Here is an 18,060-nt window from a genome sequence, read left to right as displayed (position 1 = left end):
ACCTATAAGGAGGATCACGACATGTCTAATCGTCTTCGTATTGGAATGGTTGGCTACAAATTTATGGGCAAGGCTCACAGCAACGCTTACCGTAGTCTACCTATGTTCTTCCCAGATGCCCCGCTGCAGCCAGAGATGTCCGTCATCTGTGGACGTAACGAGCAGGGGGTTCAGGCGGCTGCCCGCCAGTTCGGCTGGACCGCGAGTGTTACGGATTGGCGTGATCTAGTGAAGCGTAACGATATTGATCTCATTGACATTAACGCCCCGAGTAATGCCCATAAGGAAATTGTTATCGAGTCTGCCCTCCATGGCAAGCATCTGTTTTGTGAGAAGCCGCTTGCGCTTTCACTGGCGGATTCCCGTGACATGTTGCAGGCAGCAGAGAAAGCAGGAGTCAACCATATGATTGGCTTCAACTACCGCTTTTCTCCGGCTGTCCAGCTGGCGAAGCAGCTCGTCGAAAACGGTCGCCTAGGCAAAATCTATCATTTCCGTGCGTTTTTCCTTCAAGACTGGATCATGGACCCGTCCTTCCCGCTGGTATGGCGGTTGCAAAAAGAAGTGGCCGGTTCTGGCTCTCATGGAGACCTTGGCGCCCATCTGATTGATCTCGCTCGGTTTCTGGTCGGCGAGTTCGACGAAGTTATCGGCATGAGCGAGACGTTCATCAAACAGCGTCCGCTGGCTATGGAGATGAGCGGATTGAGCTCCAAAAGGAGTACCGAGGCCAATGCACCAATGGGAGAAGTGACGGTCGATGATGCCACGCTGTTCCTAGCACGCTTTGCTGGAGGTGCGCTGGGCAGCTTCGAGGCCACACGCTTTGCTGCCGGACATCGGAGCACAAATTCATTCGAAATCAACGGTAGTCTAGGCAGTGTACGGTTTGACTTTGAGCGGATGAATGAACTGGAAGTGTATTTCACACAGGATGAGGAAGACGTTCAGGGCTTCCGCCGCGTGCTCGCCACTGATCCAGCACACAAATATTCCGAAGCCTGGTGGCCTGCAGGACATACAATCGGATTTGAGCATACCTTCACCCACGAGATGCTTGAGATGTTGAGTGCCATCTCCGAAGGACGGCAACCTTCGCCGAATTTCCACGACGGGGTCGCTTGTCAGGCTGTGCTTGAAGCAGTAGAACGATCTATAAAGGAACGTCGCTGGGTATCCATTGAAGAAATGTAGTATAACTACACATTCCGAAAGGTGAGTGGATTATAGATGCACAAGGCACTGATTGTATGGGGTGGATGGAACGGACATGAGCCGGAGCAGGTGGCGGCTATTTTTGAACGCATTTTAAAGGAAGAACAGTTCGAGGTGGAGGTATCTAATACCCTTGATGCCTACCAGGATGCGGAGAAACTGCTTGGCCTGGACCTGATCATTCCCATGTGGACTATGGGCCAGATCGAGCAGGAACTGGTCAATAATGTCTCAGCAGCGGTTCAAAGCGGTGTAGGTCTGGCAGGCTGTCACGGTGGCATGTGTGATGCCTTTCGGAACAACGTGGACTGGCAGTTCATGACAGGCGGGCAATGGGTTGCTCATCCCGGTAATGATGGAGTGGAGTATATGGTGAACATAAAGCGTGGCTCCAGCCCGCTGCTGGACCATATTGAGGATTTTCAGGTCAAAAGCGAGCAGTACTACCTCCATGTAGACCCGGCAGTTGAGGTGCTGGCAACCACACGCTTCCCGGTCGTACCAGGACCTCATTCGGCTAATGGGCCGGTGGATATGCCTGTTGTATGGACAAAGCGGTGGGGAAGCGGACGCGTATTCTACAATTCGCTAGGTCATCACGCAGATATCATAGATATACCTCAAGTGACCGAGATGATGCGCAGCGGGTTCCTGTGGACCGCGGCAGGCAAACAGGCAGCGACCAGCTACGGTAGCTTGCTGGCAGAGGCATACACGGGTATGGCAGACAACCAGCAGCAGTAGCGCGAACAGGATGGTATCCGATGTAATAAAAGAACGCCATTATCCATTTTTTCTCAAGGAGAAGGGAGTCCAGCATGAACAAAATGAAAGTAGGCATTATCGGATGTGGTAAAATTAGCGGAATTTACATGGAAAATTGCCATCGTTTCGACATTCTGGAGCTGTTCGCAGTAGCGGATCTGGACCAAGGTCGAGCAGAGGAGCAGGCGATAGCGTTCAACGTTCCGAACGTATATACAGTAGATGAGATTTTAGCTGACCCGCAGATCGAACTTATCATTAATTTGACCATTCCGGCCGTTCACGCCGAGGTGTGTCTCAGAGCTCTTGCGGCTGGCAAGCATGTCTATGTGGAGAAGCCACTTGCCGTCACCCGTGAGCAGGGCCAGGCTGTCTTGGATCTTGCTCGTCAAAAAGGACTACTTGTTGGCTGCGCACCGGAAACTTTCTTCGGTTCCGGTATACAGACATCATTGAAGCTGATTGAGGACGGTGTCATTGGGAATCCAGTAGCTGCTACAGCTTTCATGATGAGCCGTGGACATGAACATTGGCATCCCGATCCTGAATTTTATTATGCAGTCGGCGGCGGGCCGATGTTTGATATGGGCCCTTATTACTTGACGGCTCTGGTACAACTGCTGGGACCGATTACTGCTATTTCGGGCATGACCAGCAAGGCGATGGATCAGCGAACAATTACGAGCGAGAAAAAGAAAGGCCAGACCATCCCAGTCGATATTCCGACCCATGTAGCCGGATTGCTGCGCTTTAAGCAGGGGGCTGTCGGCACGCTGATTACCAGCTTTGACATCTTTGGTGGAAGCACTCTGCCACCGATCGAGGTATATGGAACGCATGGCACGCTACAGGTGCCTGACCCGAACACGTTCGGAGGACCAGTTCGCTATAGACTGTTAGGCGAGCAAGAATGGACAGAGGCACCGCTGCAGCCGGGATACAAGGAGAATACACGGGGTATCGGTGTTGCCGATATGGCCTATGCTCTCCGTAGCGGACGGCCTCACCGCGCTAGCGGGGAACTGGCCTACCATGTGCTGGAAGCGATGTGGGCGTTCCATGACTCTTCCGATCAAGAGACCTTTTATACGATGCAGAGCACCTGTCAGCGCCCGTCGGCTTTACCGGAAAACCTGCCCTTGTATACATTAGATGTGTAAACGAGTATCAGTCTGAAGCTGACCTGCAGCATACAAGAATTATAAGACTGGAGGGCTGTCCCAAAAGTCGGTCTGGGATTTGCACATTCTGCTTTGACTATTTATTACTTAAAAAAGAAGGCTCCAGCCCCGATTTGACTGCGGCTTAGGAGTCTTCTTAGTTAACTTTCAAGACATCATGCTACAATGATTTCGAGCCTTGAACAAGATTTTTATGCTATAAAAAATAACATCACTACTGCGAGGAATGCGCTAGAACGGACCTTTTAGCTTGATTAGTTCTGTAATTTCGCTCTAATATAAAAGAAACATCAGCTGGACATCAATGTATTCTTAATACGGTGGCGCTGTGAATGTATTCTGATAATACAAGAAAAATATCAGATCAATTTCAATTTTTGAAGAGGGTGAAAATATGTGTAGATATGCAATGTACGGTCCATACAAAGATATCTTTGCCTGCTTTACTTGTAGGAAGGTGTATAAGCAAACATCCCGCTTTGAGATGCCAAAGGATGAATATGAGCGGCTTGTTCATGTCTGTCCGCAATGCCAGACGCCCATGCATGACATGGGTCATGATTTTCAGGCCCCGAAGCAAACGGATATCAATCAGTGGAAAAAGGTAGAGCTTTTGTATCGAAATGGATATTCTTACCATTCCTGTGGGTGTGGCGGTCCTGGGTACAGACCTTCCCGGTTGCAAGATGTTCCTGAATTTCTGAAGGAACACCGAAGGTTTGAGAATGAGGGAGAGGCATTACTGCATCGAATTTTGCAGAGTTAGTTGAATCGTGCCCATAACAAACATCGGCTATTCGTAGTATTTTCATAAGGAGGTCATCATGAGAAATTGTGCGCTTTACAGCTCAACCTTCGATCTGGATCAGGTTGAGAGACTATTAAAGTCGATTTATCCCAACAACAAGATACACGTGAATGAAAGCAAAACTAAGTTTGAGGTCAAAAGCCGGGGCTGGTTTAGTAGAAAGATCAAAGGATTTAACATAATGACCAGCAAAACGAATCCGGAGGAGTTTGCCTCCATGCTTAACGGAATGATAAACTTTTTTAGTCAAATTCCTGCTGAAAACGAACAGTTGCAGCAAAAGCTGTTGATCAAAATGAGTACGCTGAATATGGTGATTGGTGTGGAGACTGAGGAGGATATATCTGAAGCCTTTTTTGCCGAATTACTTGATATCATAAATTCGCTGGATGGACTGATGTTCCGAGGTGGCGGTGATTTGCTTGCACCTGACGGAAGTCTGCTACTAGATGTGAATGGACGTTCGGAAGTGGAAGATTATACAGTGACTGCTCATGTTAGTTATTTGTACGGAGAGGATCAAATTAGCGAATCCGGAATGGAGCGAAAGCTGCAGTCAGAAAAGATATTGCTGGATCAAGGCTTTACGCAAATGCCGCCGATCCCAGGAAGGCTAGGAGATGAAGCCGCAGACAGCATCCGTTCCCTTAAGGAAGTGGCTGGCCGTGCCGTTGCTTTGTGTATTGTAGCCCTGAAAGGCGAGTGTATCGGTGCGGGCGAAAACATGGATGATACGAATCGAATGATAAATCAAGTGACTGATCAGTATGGCGCGGACCGTTTCTTTTCACCAGAAGAGAAGAGGTTCCTATCCAATGAGTATGACGATGAGTCAGAGGGTGTCCAGTTCTCCTGGCGTTATGAAGGCTTTTGGACTCTGTTATGGGCTTTGGGCCATCTTGAGAAGCTAGGTGACCCAACTGGTATTTGCGACGTGCCATTGTCTGTTTCAAAGTTGCAGCAATTTGACTCATTTGAGGCTTTTCTGTCAAGCTCAAGGCTGCGCAGTAGCAAGGAAATTTTAGATGAAGCCGATTTAATCTGTCGTTACGACTGGATGTGTGTGGATAGCCGCATTCATAAACAGCCAGCCCCTGGAAATCTGGATGATGGTGTAGTGTATGAACGTCATCGTGTGCTAAAATGGCTCACTGGTTACATGGGACAGGATTGGGATGATGTGCGCACAGATACATAATAGGAAGCGTAAGAAAGCAACAATCCTCTACCAAATAGGTAGAGGATTGTTTGTTTGGTGTGGGGCACTTTACTTAAAATTCATGACGTTGACCGTAAATTCGCAATTCACTGATCTCAAACATCGTACTTTGCGGCTCGATTATCGCCAGCTTGAAAAAGCGGAAAGAGGTGTTTTTATACTCATCCCTCACGTAAAGCCGTTGCTTTTCTTCGGTTCGTACAGTGAGCTGATCCGTCAAACGGGTCCAATTCTTCTCATCATTCGAGCCAAACACGGCAAGACCGGAGATCCGCTCGGGAAAACTTCTTCTGCCTTGGACCTCGAAAACATGCGCATTGATTTTAAACTTACTTCCAAAGTCAAGGGTATGGTACTGATTCGAAGCCAATCCGTAAGCGACATAACTGTTGTCATTATGATCCGTGAGACTTGATAAATAATTACCGAAGGAAGACGTAGATAGCATCTTCACAAAGTTGAGGCTTCCATCCTGCAAATTGATATTTAGAAGCTCTAATCCTTCTACTGCCTCACGAACGGTTTGCAATTTGGCATAAAACGCTGCATCTGTATCCGTTGCAATATGATTGATAACGTCTGTATATGCATTTGTGTAAGTCGCAAGGGAGGCTGACACATAATTCTCAGCCGAATTATATCCGGTGGTAGCTGCAGTAACAGCAGATGGTCGGTCAGCTGTCACCTCAATTTTTACATGTTTCGTAGCTAATGAGGTTTCGTCGCTGACCACGACGGTAAAAGAACTTGTTCCGATTTGCGTAGGAGTCCAAGTGAAGGCGCCGGTGTGGGCATCCAAGATGGCGCCCTTAGGCCCATCTGCCATTTCATAGGTAATGATACCTGAAGCGCTCGAGTCCGTAGCCGAAAAATCTGCGTTGATCGTTCCGCCTGTATACGTAAATAGGTTCAGTGTGGATGAACCGGAGGCAAACGCTGGAACGGACAACTGGCTACCCGCCAGGACATGGAAGTGATCCAGGTCTACCTGGGCACCGTTTCCCTTTACCTTCATATACATAAGACTATAGTTTTCATCCATCTGAGCATATGAAACTCTGTCGATGGACATATCAAAGGTGACATATCTCCATTGTCCTTTTGTATCCGGCAGCGAAATCGTATGGAAAGGAACAGAGTTTTTTTCTTTACTTAGTTCAAGAGTTGCGATTCCTTGGGTCCTGATTTTCAAGCCGATGAGTTTGGTGGAGGTTCGCTGACCGAAGGAAAGATTCAAAGGTACAATAGTGCTGCCCTCGTCCGTTGCTGTAATTTCCACATAGGAAATTGTACCTTCCTGCTTGGTTGTCGAACGGCTGTCAAGAGCCGTGTATCGGTCTTCAATTTCTACTACAGCATCACTTGTCATTTCCTTCGGGACATTATTTGACCCCTCCAAAACGGCTGCCGGAGGAATATACAACCAGAAATCACCGCCTCCGTCTGGACTCTCCCATGCTTTGGATAGTGTACCTTTATAATAATAATTTGGTGGGATACGTTTTCTAAACGCTTCATAAAAGTATGGCGCCTTCTCTGAGAGATTGACTCCTTTGCTGTAAGTATAATAGTAGTATATGTCCCAAAACTGGGCGGTGTTCATTCTACCTCTATAAAAATCGGATATCGTCCTATAGATGCCCATGGGGTTACCATTCGCATCCATGGTATAAACCACTGGGGTCCAAGGGGTATCATATCCCAACATGTATTGCCAAAAATAATTGGCTGCCGTCAGAATTCGGTGATCCAGAAAATCAAAAATATCCACCGCATTCGGAGCATTTGAGACCGTGCCTTTTACCGGATCTATTTTTGTGCCTTGGGCAAGAAGCATTCGGGAAATAATCGCTGCATTTGTAATGTCTCCCGCGCCGTGAGCCTGGTCCCTGCCCATTTCCACGTGCTGGATGACCGGTTTATCCAGTTTCTCTCCCGTTACAGAATTGGTGTCAACTAGACGAAATAGTTGTTTAATTGAGCCGTTAATTCCTTGATCTGTTGCCGTTTTGTTCACAGTAAACCATTCTACAGCCTCTTCATATCTATCGGTGTTGTCTGTAAAAATATATCCTGCCATAGCTCCCAGCAGGGGATAAGTGTGTTGGTTCATGAAATGATTGTTATCGTGAAGAAACGTTTCCGTAACCGGAATAATGAGATTGTTGCTGAAATTGGCCGTATCCTGGTCCGTCCACCTCAAGGATTCCGTCTTGCAACTGGAGTACCGCAATATCTCTGCGGCTGTTACCATCCGGTTCAGCGGAATCCCAGTATGAATGTGAGCATCGGTGAAATAGGTGTATTTCGCAGGGTCCATTTGGGACCAAATGCGAATAATGCGCATAGCATTAGCCCGGTAGATTTCATCGCCTGAACTATAATATAGCAGCGCTTGTGTATACGCTTTCAAACCATCGGATATAAATCGCGAGTTAAAACTCTGGCTGTTAAAAGCATCACTGGCCGGTTTCGTTGGTTCCATAGGATTTTGGTTGCTTGATGTAATCGACTTTGAGGTGGTTGACGATACCAACATGGCCTTATAATACGAATACCAGGGTTCCTGCTTCGCCATAATTTGTGCCCGCATGTTTTCAAGAATGTCCTTGGTTACTCCGATCCCGGGATGCAGAAATCCGTTGTTGGTTGTTTCCATAATTTCTACAGCATCGGTTGCCTTCGGCAGTTCCATTGTAGACACCGAAGCAGATGCGGGCGACCAAGGTATACATATGGCGGCAAAAATTAGGGCAGAAAAAAGGGCTGTCATTCGTCTCCACATACTCATTTGGTATAGTTTATACATTCTGTTCAGAAAATCTCCTCCTTTGCTGTTTATTCAAGAAACACAATAGCAGAATGGAGAAGGAGAGGTATGCTGTTTTTTTTAGAGAAATATGCATAAAAACTAGTGAATTCCAACAACACATGCAACTATTGGCTGAAGTCCACAACTGGAGTAGAGGCCAGCATATTCAAACAATTGGTTAAAAAAACCACACATAAAGATGCAATAAGTTCATTTATATGTTTTCATTCGCATGATATTTTATGAAACAAAAATAGGGTTTAAGAACATACAAACAAGTAATAAGCTCAAGCAAGGAGGACTTATTCATGAAAACTATTAAATTATTGCTTGCAGACGATGAACCTGTCATATTACGCGGCTTAAAAAAACTGATTTCCTGGAAAGAGCTTGGGATTACCATTGTTGGTGAAGCTAATGATGGGAAAGAACTCCGCGATCTAATACGTATACATGAACCTCACCTCATTATCAGCGATATTAGCATGCCAGGTGGAAGCGGCATTGATATTATTTCAGAATTGAATGAACAAGGATTCCATGCCAAAGTTATTTTTATCAGCGCTTTTCAAGAATTCGTCTATGCCCGTCAAGCTATTCAGTTAGGAGCGCTGGATTATCTGGTAAAACCTATAAATAAAAATCAGCTCGAAAAGGTAATAGCAAAGGCAGCCTCAATCCTCCGGGAAGAATCCAACGGTGAGCGCAATAAAGAGATGTTGACTTATTACGAAAAAAAGAATCGCTCGACAACAATAGAACAGCTGCTTGACGGGTTGTTGGATGGAGAACAAAAGACACTCACCGCACTCACACAAATGGGAGCCATAGCGATAAGCCGATTGACTACCGTGTGTGTGCTGGAGATTGATGAGAATACCAACAGCTCACAGTGGGAGGAGCGGGAACGCAATCTAGTAAACTTTGCCTTATCCAATATCATTAGAGAGACATTAGATCAGGAACTGAACGCGGGCAACGGATTGCTGGTTCAGAAAGAAGGAGGCTTTGCAATTCTAATCCAACATGAACAGAGAGAATACCCCCTACAACTGGCCACTGACCTTCACCATAAAATTAACAGCTATTTAAAACTGAGCATTTCGTGCGGCATAGGACTCAGTGTAACGAGCATTGAAGAAACAGCGAAATCCTATCGCTCTGCTTTGAAAGCGCTTAAAATAAATTATTTTATAGGAATGAATCAAGTCATTCGGTATGGAGACGAGCTCACGAGGGTCCAGCCAGAGAATAGAACCATTACAGAGCTTCAATCTGATTTGGTCAAAGCGCTGATTAACCAGCAGAAGGAACAGCTTCAACTACTGATAGAGCAGTTACTTGAGCAGATCAGGATTCAAACCGGGGAGAATAAGAACTTGGCCATTTCGGGGGTTTACAACTCTATCTTGACCATCAATCAGGAGCTTACAGAGATCGGGGGAGGAATGGAATACATTAGTAGCAAGCAAGGAGCCCTACTGGAAAGACTGGCGCCTTGTCCTTCCTACGCCGATGTTGCTCATGTTATTGAGGAGATTTTATCGGAAATGCTGCAGCAGCTTGCAAGCAAGCTGACAAGAAAAGAAAGTGCATTGCTTATCAAGATTAAGACCTATATCGAAGAGCATTATGCAAGCAATATAACGCTGGAGTCCATGGCTGCTCTTTTTTATATGAACTCTTACTATTTTAGCAGCTTTTTCAAGAAGCATACCGGCCAAAATTTTAAAAACCACGTCACTGATGTGCGAATGAAACATGCCCTCAAGCTGCTTATAGAGAGTGATCTGATGGTGTACGAAATTGCCGAGCAAGTAGGATATAACAATGTGAGGCATTTCAGCGATATGTTCAAAAAAAAGTTCGGCAAGGTGCCGCAAGAGTATCGGCAATCCTTCCGTCAACCACAATCATAATGAAGTAGGTGCTCCTTCATGCGTTCATGGATACCGATACCTAAAAGTATATTCGTTAAATTCTCTGCTTCTTTTATTTTGGTTGGGCTTATTCCTTTATTCGCACTTAGTTTCTTTTCCGTTCAGATTTTCTCAGGCTATGTGGAGCGATATACAACCAGCAACTTACAGCAAATGGTGATGTACATGAGCTACAATATTAATTCTGCCTTCCAGCAGTACAATGATATTTCGAAGCTTATGTATAACGTTCGTTATGAGGGGTTATCAGAAAATATACGTCGGAACCAAACCTATAATGTCAATGAACTAGAGCAGATTAATTCAACTCCTATCGACTCATTTTTGAAAACCGTCCTATATAGCGGCCCTTATATTACAGGCGCTTATTTTGTGCGGGAAGCCGACGAGAAAATCTATTACCAAGAAAGGGAGAATAGGGCGCTTAGAAGCGAATTCCTCCCTTTCCGTCAGTGGAAAGAGAAAATGAGCAGCCAGCCTTCGAAGGTGGCTATCTTCCCAACACATCAGGACCAATATTTTACCGGTGCAAGGCGTGACGTTTTCACTATAGCGCGAAATTTGATCGATACTTCAGGCCCGCTCAAGCATGAACATAAAGTGGTGGGTACGCTGTTTCTGGATATCGATAAGTCTATGTTTAATCGGTTTTTAAGTGAGCTTTACCTTGGAGACCAGGATGAACTGGTACTGATCGATGGCAAGGATGATATTTACTTCGGTCATTTAGATGTCAGGTTGAATGAAAAATTATTATTGAATTCTAATAAAAATGAAATGCTTGTGTTGCAGGAGGAAATCCCCTTTCTAAACGGTAGGCTGATTGCTGGCATTCATCGCGAGGGGTTGTTTGATCAGCTTTTTTCCGCGAGGGCTACCGTGTATATTGCGATTCTGATCTGCTCGTTAGTGCTGATTATTATGGGTACCTGGTTCTCCCGCCGTCTCGCTTCGCCCATCCAAAATCTGATACAGCAAATGGCTGTCGTGGAATCTGGAAAATTGGACATGAACCTCCCAGTGAACAGCAACGATGAAATGGGCAGATTGACCCAAGGCTTTAACCGGATGGTCGAACGTCTTCAAGCACACATTGATGAGGCCTATGTGGCTCAAATCAAGCAGAAACAGACTGAGCTGAATGCACTAAAAAGCCAAATCAGACCTCATTATCTCTACAATACTTTAGAAGTTATACGGATGAATGCAGTGGATAAGGAGGCTGATGAGGTCGCTGATATGATTCACTCCTTGGCCAATCAATTGAAATACGTCATTGATTACGGTGAAGACCGTGTAATTCTATCCAGAGAGCTTGAACACCTGCATGATTATTTCTATATTATTTCGGTCCGTTATGAGAACAGATATACACTCCGCTGTGATATTTCTCAGGATGTTCAAATGGATTGGCCGATCTTAAAATTATCCTTGCAGCCAATCGTAGAAAACGCAATCCAGCACGGGCTACGAATGAAGAAAAGAGGTACTGTCGCAATCACTGTGGAAAAGAGGGAAACAAATCTGGCGATAACGATTTACGATGATGGTGTAGGCATGGATAAAGCGACTTTGGCGCGTATAACTGAAATCCTGAATAAGCCTGATGCTCTCAGCAGATCTGTTGGTTTAAAAAATGTGCACGAGCGAATACGTTCCATGTACGGAGAACAATATGGGCTATCCATAAGCAGTCATGAAAATATTGGAACGTCTGTGCTGCTCTGTTTTCCTATCCCTGAAAAGTAAAGCCTGCATCAAGAGCGGATGACTCGTCCGTTCTTTTTTCATTCTTAAATTCCCCCCATATGAGGCTTAAAAAAGTTCATACAAGTAAAAACCAGCCAATGTTATTCTAAATAACGAAAGCGCTTACTTATGCCGCAGCCGCTTTCAACAGCTTTTATTACATTAAAGAGGGGGTTTCAGTAGCTATGCTGAAAAAGGCAAAATTTACGTTAAGTGCACTAGTGCTTACAACGACCATGTTCTTGGGAGCTTGTAGTGGAAGCAACAGCGATACGAATGGAACGAGGTCTGATCATGAGGGAGAGAAAGTGAGCTTTACCATTGGATATGCCTCAGGAGATCCGGCTGCCAAAAAAGCGATAGCCGATACCATCCAAAGATTCATGAAGGCCAATCCTGATATTAAAGTAAAGGATTACAGTGAAAACTCCAGCAGCTCCTACCTCGATTGGCTGAAAACGAAGGATGCGGTTGGCGAGTTTCCTGATCTGGTAGAGATGCGGGATACAGAGGTCTTTGCTGATGCGGGTAAAATCGTTGAACTGCCTTCAGACTTAGTGCAGTTGCTAGATTCACCTCCGGCAGTAGAAGGTAAAGTGTGGAATGCACCTTTATCAATGAATGCACCCCAAGGCATTATCTACAGCAAAAAAGCATATGCGGATGCAGGGATCACTGAGCTTCCTACAACGTATGACGAGTTTATTGCCATCCAAGAAAAATTGAAGGCTTCCGGAATGACTCCGCTTGTGGTTGGTGGAAAAGACATTTTTCATATGGGATTTTGGGTAAACAAGTTTCTTATTGATGATGTGTATTCAAAAGATCCAAACTGGAATTCCAAGAAAACAGCCAAGAAAGTCAGCTTTACGGATGAAAATGTCGTACAGGCGATGGCGGATTATAAAGAACTGTTCAAAAATTATGTGGATAAAGGTTGGCTTAGTACTCCTGACAATCAAACGGCTTCCTTTCTGATTACAGGCAAAGCCGCTCAACTATACTCTGGGACCTGGATGTTTTCACAAATCGAAGAAGCTGACCCGAACTTTGAATACGGCTTCTATGCGGTGCCTGACCGCAACGGCAAAGTGAATATTATAGGGCTTCCATCGCCTGCCGGATGGTCCTTGTCCGCTGAAGTAGCCAAGGACCCTGAGAAAACAGAAGCGATCAAAAAATTTATTCGTTTTTTCTTCGAGCCAGAGCAATATTCGCAGTATCTTGCGAGCATTAACGGAATTCCGTCTACGAAAGAGAAAGTCAAGTATAAGACCGGGGAAGCCATGCAGGTGGCTCTTGATCTGATGAACGACCCGAATGTTACAAAGTCTTTGGCTATTAATAACTGGTGGGGAGAAAACTTGATACAGCCTCAGTTCCGCAACTGGTTCTACAAAAAGCTGCAGGAGATGGTCGTGAACGACGGAGATGTCAAGACTTATATGCAGCAGGTGGACACAGAATATGACAATCAGGTGAAGGCGAATTCGATGTGAAATAAAACCTTTGGAGGAATCAGCTCCTAAGTGGTTCCTCTTTATAGGAAGGAATGGATTGTATGAGAGCACCCACAGCATCAACAGGAGGGCGCATTGCTACAGCGACAGCTCACCTAAAAAAGAAAAAGCAGCACCCCTTTGCCATAATATTTATACTTCCATCATTGATACTGTACACCTTGTTTGTTATCGTTCCTACCCTTGGCAGTGTTTATCTCAGCTTTACCTCTTGGAATGGAATAAGCGAGGATATCCGATTTATTGGCTTCGCAAATTTTGTTGAGATATGGAATAGTCCCCGGGTTCATAATGCGCTTAAGAACACACTCATCATGACCATAAGTCTAGTCATTCTGGAAAACATAGCGGCGATTGCCATGGCCCTGATGGTTGATAGGATAAGGTGGTTCAAAAATTTATTTCGCAGTATTTTTTATTTTCCCACTTTGCTTAGCGGGATCGTTATGGGCTTCGTATGGGCGATGATCCTTAATTATAATTTTGGCGTTGTAAATAAAATCCTAGACACAGTCGGACTTGGAAGCTGGGCTGTCGATTGGTTGGGAGACCCCAAATACGCAATGCTGTCCATCATTCTGTCCACGGTCTGGAAAGGTGCTGGTTATTACATGATCATCTATCTGGCAGGGCTACAGGGAATCCCAGCAGACCTGTCCGAAGCCGCAAGCATTGATGGAGCGAATGGCTGGCAGCAGTTCCGTTATATTACCTTTCCGCTGCTTGCTGGCTCTATGACCGTATGTATGGTGCTTTCCATGATCAGTGCACTAAAAATATTCGATCAAATTGCTGTTATGACGGATGGGGGACCCGGCTTTGCGACTGAAACGTTGACCTACATTATTTACAAGGTAGGCTTTGGCGAATTGAGACAGGGCTTCGGCACTGCTCTTGCTATGGTATTGTTTGTCATTATATTGATCATTACCGTTATTCAAGTGAAAATTCTCCGAAAAAGGGAGGTGCAGTATTGATATGAGCATGCAAGCACGTCAAAAAATAGGCGAAGTGATCCTGTTCGTGGTTACTCTGCTAGTAGCGGTCGTATTCTTTTTTCCGATTCTATATAACCTAATGTCTGCCTTCAAAAGCAATGGTGAAATTATGCGCGATGCTCTGTCATTTCCGACCTCACTGTATCTAGGCAATTTCAAATATTTGTTGACTGAGACTGAGTTCCCAAAAGCAATTGTCAATAGTTTGATCTTGACCGTTGTTTCAATCGTTATGCAAATCTTGATTATTCCGATGGCAGGGTATGCGATTGAAAGAAGAAACGCCAAATGGACCCATTTCGTGTTCCTTTATTTTCTTGCCGGGATGATGATTCCTTTTCAGGCTTACATGATTCCGTTATTCAAAGAGCTTAAAATCCTTGGCCTTTACGGAAGTCTAGCAGGACCGATTTTTATTTATATCGCAGGCGCTGTGGGCTTCGGATGCTTGCTCTACACAAGCTTTGTAAAAGGGATTCCTAAGGAAATTGAAGAAGCAGCAGAGATTGACGGCTGTAGCAGGTACACTATTTTCTGGAGAATTGTATTTCCGTTGTTAGGTCCGGTTACGGCTAGTATGGTCGTATTGAACGGGCTTGGCATCTGGAACGATTTTCTCTTGCCAATGCTAGTACTTCCATCCGGTGAACCCAAAACGATGGTTGTAGAAATTTATCGATATATCGGGGAGTTTTCGTCAAGATGGGATATGATTTTCGCCGGAACCGCCTTGTCCGTTGTTCCTGTGCTTATTGCATTCGTTTTTATGCAAAAGTTCTTCATTAAAGGAATTTCGTCAGGGGCCACAAAAGGATGAAAAATCCTTCTTCTTTCCATTTAACAAATTACTCTACAGGAGGTTCTCCTTAGACATGAACAAAATTGTTAACCCTGTTCTGGTTGGCTTTCATCCTGACCCCTCTCTGATCCGAGTCGGGGATGACTACTATATGGCTACGTCTACTTTTGAGTGGTTTCCTGGTGTGGAAATCCACCATTCTCGGGACTTGATTCATTGGAGGCTGACAGCCAGAGCTCTTACAGAATCCTCTCAAGTTAATTTAAGAGGCAATGTCGCATCCGGATCAATCTGGGCGCCTGCAATTTCCTATGATGATGGTTTATTTTATTTGTTATTTACGGATGTAAAATCGCGCAGCAGAGTGTATAAGGACCTGCATAACTATATCATTTGTTCGAAAAGCATTGAGGGTCCTTGGAGCCAACCGGTAAGACTGAATGGCAGCGGTTTTGATCCATTTCTGTTCCATGACGATGACGGACGCAAGTGGCTGCTCAATATGCGTTGGGACTTCAGAAAAAATCACAACAACTTTTCAGGTATTATCATGCAGGAATATGATGCAAAGTCTCAATCCCTGATTGGACCAATACACGAAATTTATAAGGGTACGCCAGTAGGCGTTACAGAAGGACCCCAGCTGTATAAACGGGGAGCGTTCTATTATTTATTAACCGCAGAGGGCGGAACAGGGGTCCAGCACATGGTAACTCTTGCGCGCAGCCGCAATCTGACCGGACCTTATGAAACTGACCCCCATTTTCCGCTCATGACCACGGCGCACGATCCAACATACCCATTGCAGCAGGCGGGTCATGGGACACTGGTCGAAACGCAGCTCGGGGAATGGTATATGGCCCATCTGTGTACCAGGCCTTTTTCTGACATTTCTTTAATGAATCCGCTCGGCAGGGAAACAGCGATTCAGAAGTGTATATGGACCGAAGATGGCTGGCTACGTCTGAGCCAAGGCGGCAAATTACCGGCTCTGGAGACAGAAGCTCCGAACCTGCCAAGCCATCCTTTTCCAGCAGAAGAACCTAGAGACCACTTTGACAGGGAGGACATCGGCCTTGCGTATCAAAGTCTGCGTGTCCCATTCGATCCCTCATGGGTTAGCCTGACCGACAGACCCGGATTCTTGCGCTTACGCGGAAGAGAATCGCTTGCGTCTTTACATGATCAAAGCATGGTTGCCCGCCCAATCCAGCATTTCCATTGCTCGGTGGAGACCTGCATGGAATTTAAGCCCGAAAGCTTTTATGAAATGGCCGGTTTGGTTTGCTACTACGATGATGGAGATTACTACTATTTACGAGTGACTGGCGACGAAATCCGGGGAGTTACGCTAGGTGTAATCCTATCTAAGGCAGGCAAATATGATGAGATTTCGACAATGCAGCTTTCAGTAGTAGATTGGAAGCAATACTATTTGAAAGCCGTAATTCATCGACGGGATTTGATATTCTATGCATCTCCTGACGGGCAGGAGTGGACTGCCGTATGTAATCCACAGGACTTTGGCACACTGTCAGACGAATATGGAGGCAAACTCGGATTTACAGGAGCTTTTGTCGGAATCTGTGTCCAAGATCTGGATAGGCAGAGCAAGGAGGCCTGGTTTGACTATTTTGAATATCTTCCTCTGGAAAGTCTTGTAGACCATACTTCTCCGCAGAAAGAGAAATAGAGGGTTACGCCCATTTGCATTAATGGTTAAGCCCATGTTTGGTTATTTTCGTGACAGGCTGGAGTTATCTTCATATTAGAGAAAAAAGAAGGGATGAAATTCATGCTTACTTTAGATAGCACAACCGTTTGGGTTAACGAGATCGTAGACCAAATCATCGCTAAGATGGACTGGCTCAGCGAAAAATCAAGAAACAAAATCCCGTATACAACAATCGATGGTGAACATGATGACCGATCGGTCTGTAATCCTACCCGTACGGAAGCGGATGGAATAAGTTGGTGGACCAATGGATTCTGGGGGGGAATGCTGTGGCAGATGTATCATGTAACAGGCAATCCGAAATACAAGGACGTTGCCGAAATCTCTGAGCAGAAACTGGATGCCTGCTTTCATAATTATTATGGTCTGCATCATGATGTAGGCTTCATGTGGCTCCCCACGAGTGTGGCTAACTTTAAACTCACCCAGAATCCAGTATCCCGTAAACGGGCAATGCACGCGGCAAACCTACTTGCAGGTCGCTACAATCCGGCAGGGGAATTCATTCGGGCCTGGAACGACCTAGAAGGCGAAGATACCAGAGGCTGGGCCATCATTGACTGCATGTTGAACATTCCGCTCTTGTACTGGGCTTCCGAAGAAACTGGCGATCCTCGTTTTCGGCAGATTGCAGTGAAGCATGCGGACATGACCATGAATGCTTTTGTGAGAGCAGATGGGTCCGTCAACCATATCGTTGAATTGGATCCATTTGTAGGCGGAGTGGTTAAAACCTATGGAGGACAGGGGTACGAGGAAGGATCTTCATGGACGCGAGGACAAAGCTGGGCCTTGTACGGGTTCATGATGAGCTATAACCATACGCAAAAGGAAGAGTATTTGAATACGGCCAAAAGGGTTGCCCATTATTTTATCGCCAATATTCCTGAAAATGGGGTTACTCCAGTCGATTTCAGACAGCCCAAAGAACCGGCGCTTGAGGATTCGACGGCTGCAGCAATTGCCGCCTGTGGTCTGATCGAGATTGCCAAAGTGGTCGGGTTGCATGAGAAGGATATGTATTTGCGAGCAGCGATAAAACTACTGCAGGCGCTACATGTCGACTGGACGACTGGCTGTGACTGCATCCTCAAGAACGGCTCTGCCTCATACCATGCCACTACTCATCATCAATCCATCATTTATGGCGATTATTTTTTCATAGAAGCTATGTTCAAGCTCAAGGGGAGCGATTTATATTTCTGGTAAACAAGATTACAACCCTGAGAATATCGAGTTTAATCGACAACTATATAAATATAACAAAACTAGACAAGACAACTGTTGAGAGAAAGTTGTCTTGTTTTGCACTTTTAGGA

Annotated in this window: 13 protein-coding genes; 12 read left to right on the top strand and 1 reads right to left on the bottom strand. The window is 45.4% G+C overall.

What is annotated here, in order from left to right; genetic code table 11:
* The first annotated feature begins 21 nt into the window (after window positions 1-21).
* The 5 genes from HFE01_RS05270 to HFE01_RS05250 all read left to right on the top strand — a co-directional run bounded on the left by HFE01_RS05270 (window position 22) and on the right by HFE01_RS05250 (window position 5,167).
* Entirely contained in the window at window positions 22-1,194 is a 1,173-nt protein-coding gene (locus tag HFE01_RS05270) for a Gfo/Idh/MocA family protein (protein WP_167438480.1), read from the top strand.
* A 36-nt stretch (window positions 1,195-1,230) separates the two neighbouring features.
* Window positions 1,231-1,959 carry a ThuA domain-containing protein gene (locus tag HFE01_RS05265; RefSeq protein ID WP_167438481.1) on the top strand — a complete coding sequence of 243 codons (729 nt, stop codon included), beginning with the start codon at window positions 1,231-1,233 and terminating at the stop codon, window positions 1,957-1,959.
* Between the two features lie 74 nt (window positions 1,960-2,033).
* On the top strand, window positions 2,034-3,140 hold the full coding sequence (locus tag HFE01_RS05260) for a Gfo/Idh/MocA family protein (protein WP_090890615.1): 1,107 nt from the start codon (window positions 2,034-2,036) through the stop codon (window positions 3,138-3,140).
* A gap of 415 nt (window positions 3,141-3,555) precedes the next feature.
* Complete coding sequence (locus HFE01_RS05255) at window positions 3,556-3,927, top strand: hypothetical protein (RefSeq protein WP_167438482.1); 372 nt, start codon at window positions 3,556-3,558, stop codon at window positions 3,925-3,927.
* Window positions 3,928-3,985: 58 nt separating this feature from the next.
* Window positions 3,986-5,167 (top strand): DUF4272 domain-containing protein, encoded by a 1,182-nt coding sequence (locus HFE01_RS05250; RefSeq protein ID WP_019687328.1) that lies wholly within the window; start codon window positions 3,986-3,988, stop codon window positions 5,165-5,167.
* 73 nt (window positions 5,168-5,240) lie between these two features.
* On the opposite strand, the gene HFE01_RS05245 is transcribed toward HFE01_RS05250, so the two are convergent.
* Window positions 5,241-7,979 carry a putative Ig domain-containing protein gene (locus HFE01_RS05245; RefSeq protein WP_167438488.1) on the bottom strand — a complete coding sequence of 913 codons (2,739 nt, stop codon included), beginning with the start codon at window positions 7,977-7,979 and terminating at the stop codon, window positions 5,241-5,243.
* 329 nt (window positions 7,980-8,308) lie between these two features.
* Here HFE01_RS05245 and HFE01_RS05240 point away from each other — a divergent pair, with 329 nt between their 5' ends.
* The 7 genes from HFE01_RS05240 to HFE01_RS05210 all read left to right on the top strand — a co-directional run bounded on the left by HFE01_RS05240 (window position 8,309) and on the right by HFE01_RS05210 (window position 17,950).
* Window positions 8,309-9,919, top strand: a complete 1,611-nt coding sequence (locus HFE01_RS05240) for a response regulator (RefSeq protein ID WP_031461504.1) — start codon at window positions 8,309-8,311, stop codon at window positions 9,917-9,919.
* An 18-nt stretch (window positions 9,920-9,937) separates the two neighbouring features.
* Entirely contained in the window at window positions 9,938-11,689 is a 1,752-nt protein-coding gene (locus tag HFE01_RS05235) for a cache domain-containing sensor histidine kinase (RefSeq protein WP_107733577.1), read from the top strand.
* Window positions 11,690-11,874: 185 nt separating this feature from the next.
* Entirely contained in the window at window positions 11,875-13,188 is a 1,314-nt protein-coding gene (locus tag HFE01_RS05230; protein WP_107733578.1) for an ABC transporter substrate-binding protein, read from the top strand.
* Window positions 13,189-13,250: 62 nt separating this feature from the next.
* Entirely contained in the window at window positions 13,251-14,186 is a 936-nt protein-coding gene (locus tag HFE01_RS05225; RefSeq protein WP_049828176.1) for a carbohydrate ABC transporter permease, read from the top strand.
* Between the two features lies 1 nt (window position 14,187).
* Window positions 14,188-15,024, top strand: coding sequence for a carbohydrate ABC transporter permease (locus HFE01_RS05220; RefSeq protein ID WP_174821081.1), 837 nt, complete (start codon window positions 14,188-14,190; stop codon window positions 15,022-15,024).
* A gap of 55 nt (window positions 15,025-15,079) precedes the next feature.
* The gene (locus tag HFE01_RS05215; RefSeq protein WP_167438483.1) at window positions 15,080-16,699 is read left to right on the top strand and encodes a glycoside hydrolase family 43 protein; all 1,620 of its coding nucleotides are present in this window, start codon (window positions 15,080-15,082) and stop codon (window positions 16,697-16,699) included.
* A gap of 102 nt (window positions 16,700-16,801) precedes the next feature.
* The gene (locus HFE01_RS05210; RefSeq protein ID WP_107733580.1) at window positions 16,802-17,950 is read left to right on the top strand and encodes a glycoside hydrolase family 88 protein; all 1,149 of its coding nucleotides are present in this window, start codon (window positions 16,802-16,804) and stop codon (window positions 17,948-17,950) included.
* Window positions 17,951-18,060 lie beyond the last annotated feature (110 nt).

Origin of the sequence: Paenibacillus sp. EKM10P, assembly GCF_011800655.1 — a bacterium.
Taxonomy (GTDB): Bacteria; Bacillota; Bacilli; order Paenibacillales; family Paenibacillaceae; genus Paenibacillus; species Paenibacillus polymyxa.
The sequence above is the reverse complement of the archived record's forward strand: the minus strand, read 5'-3'. Positions and strand labels throughout refer to the sequence as shown.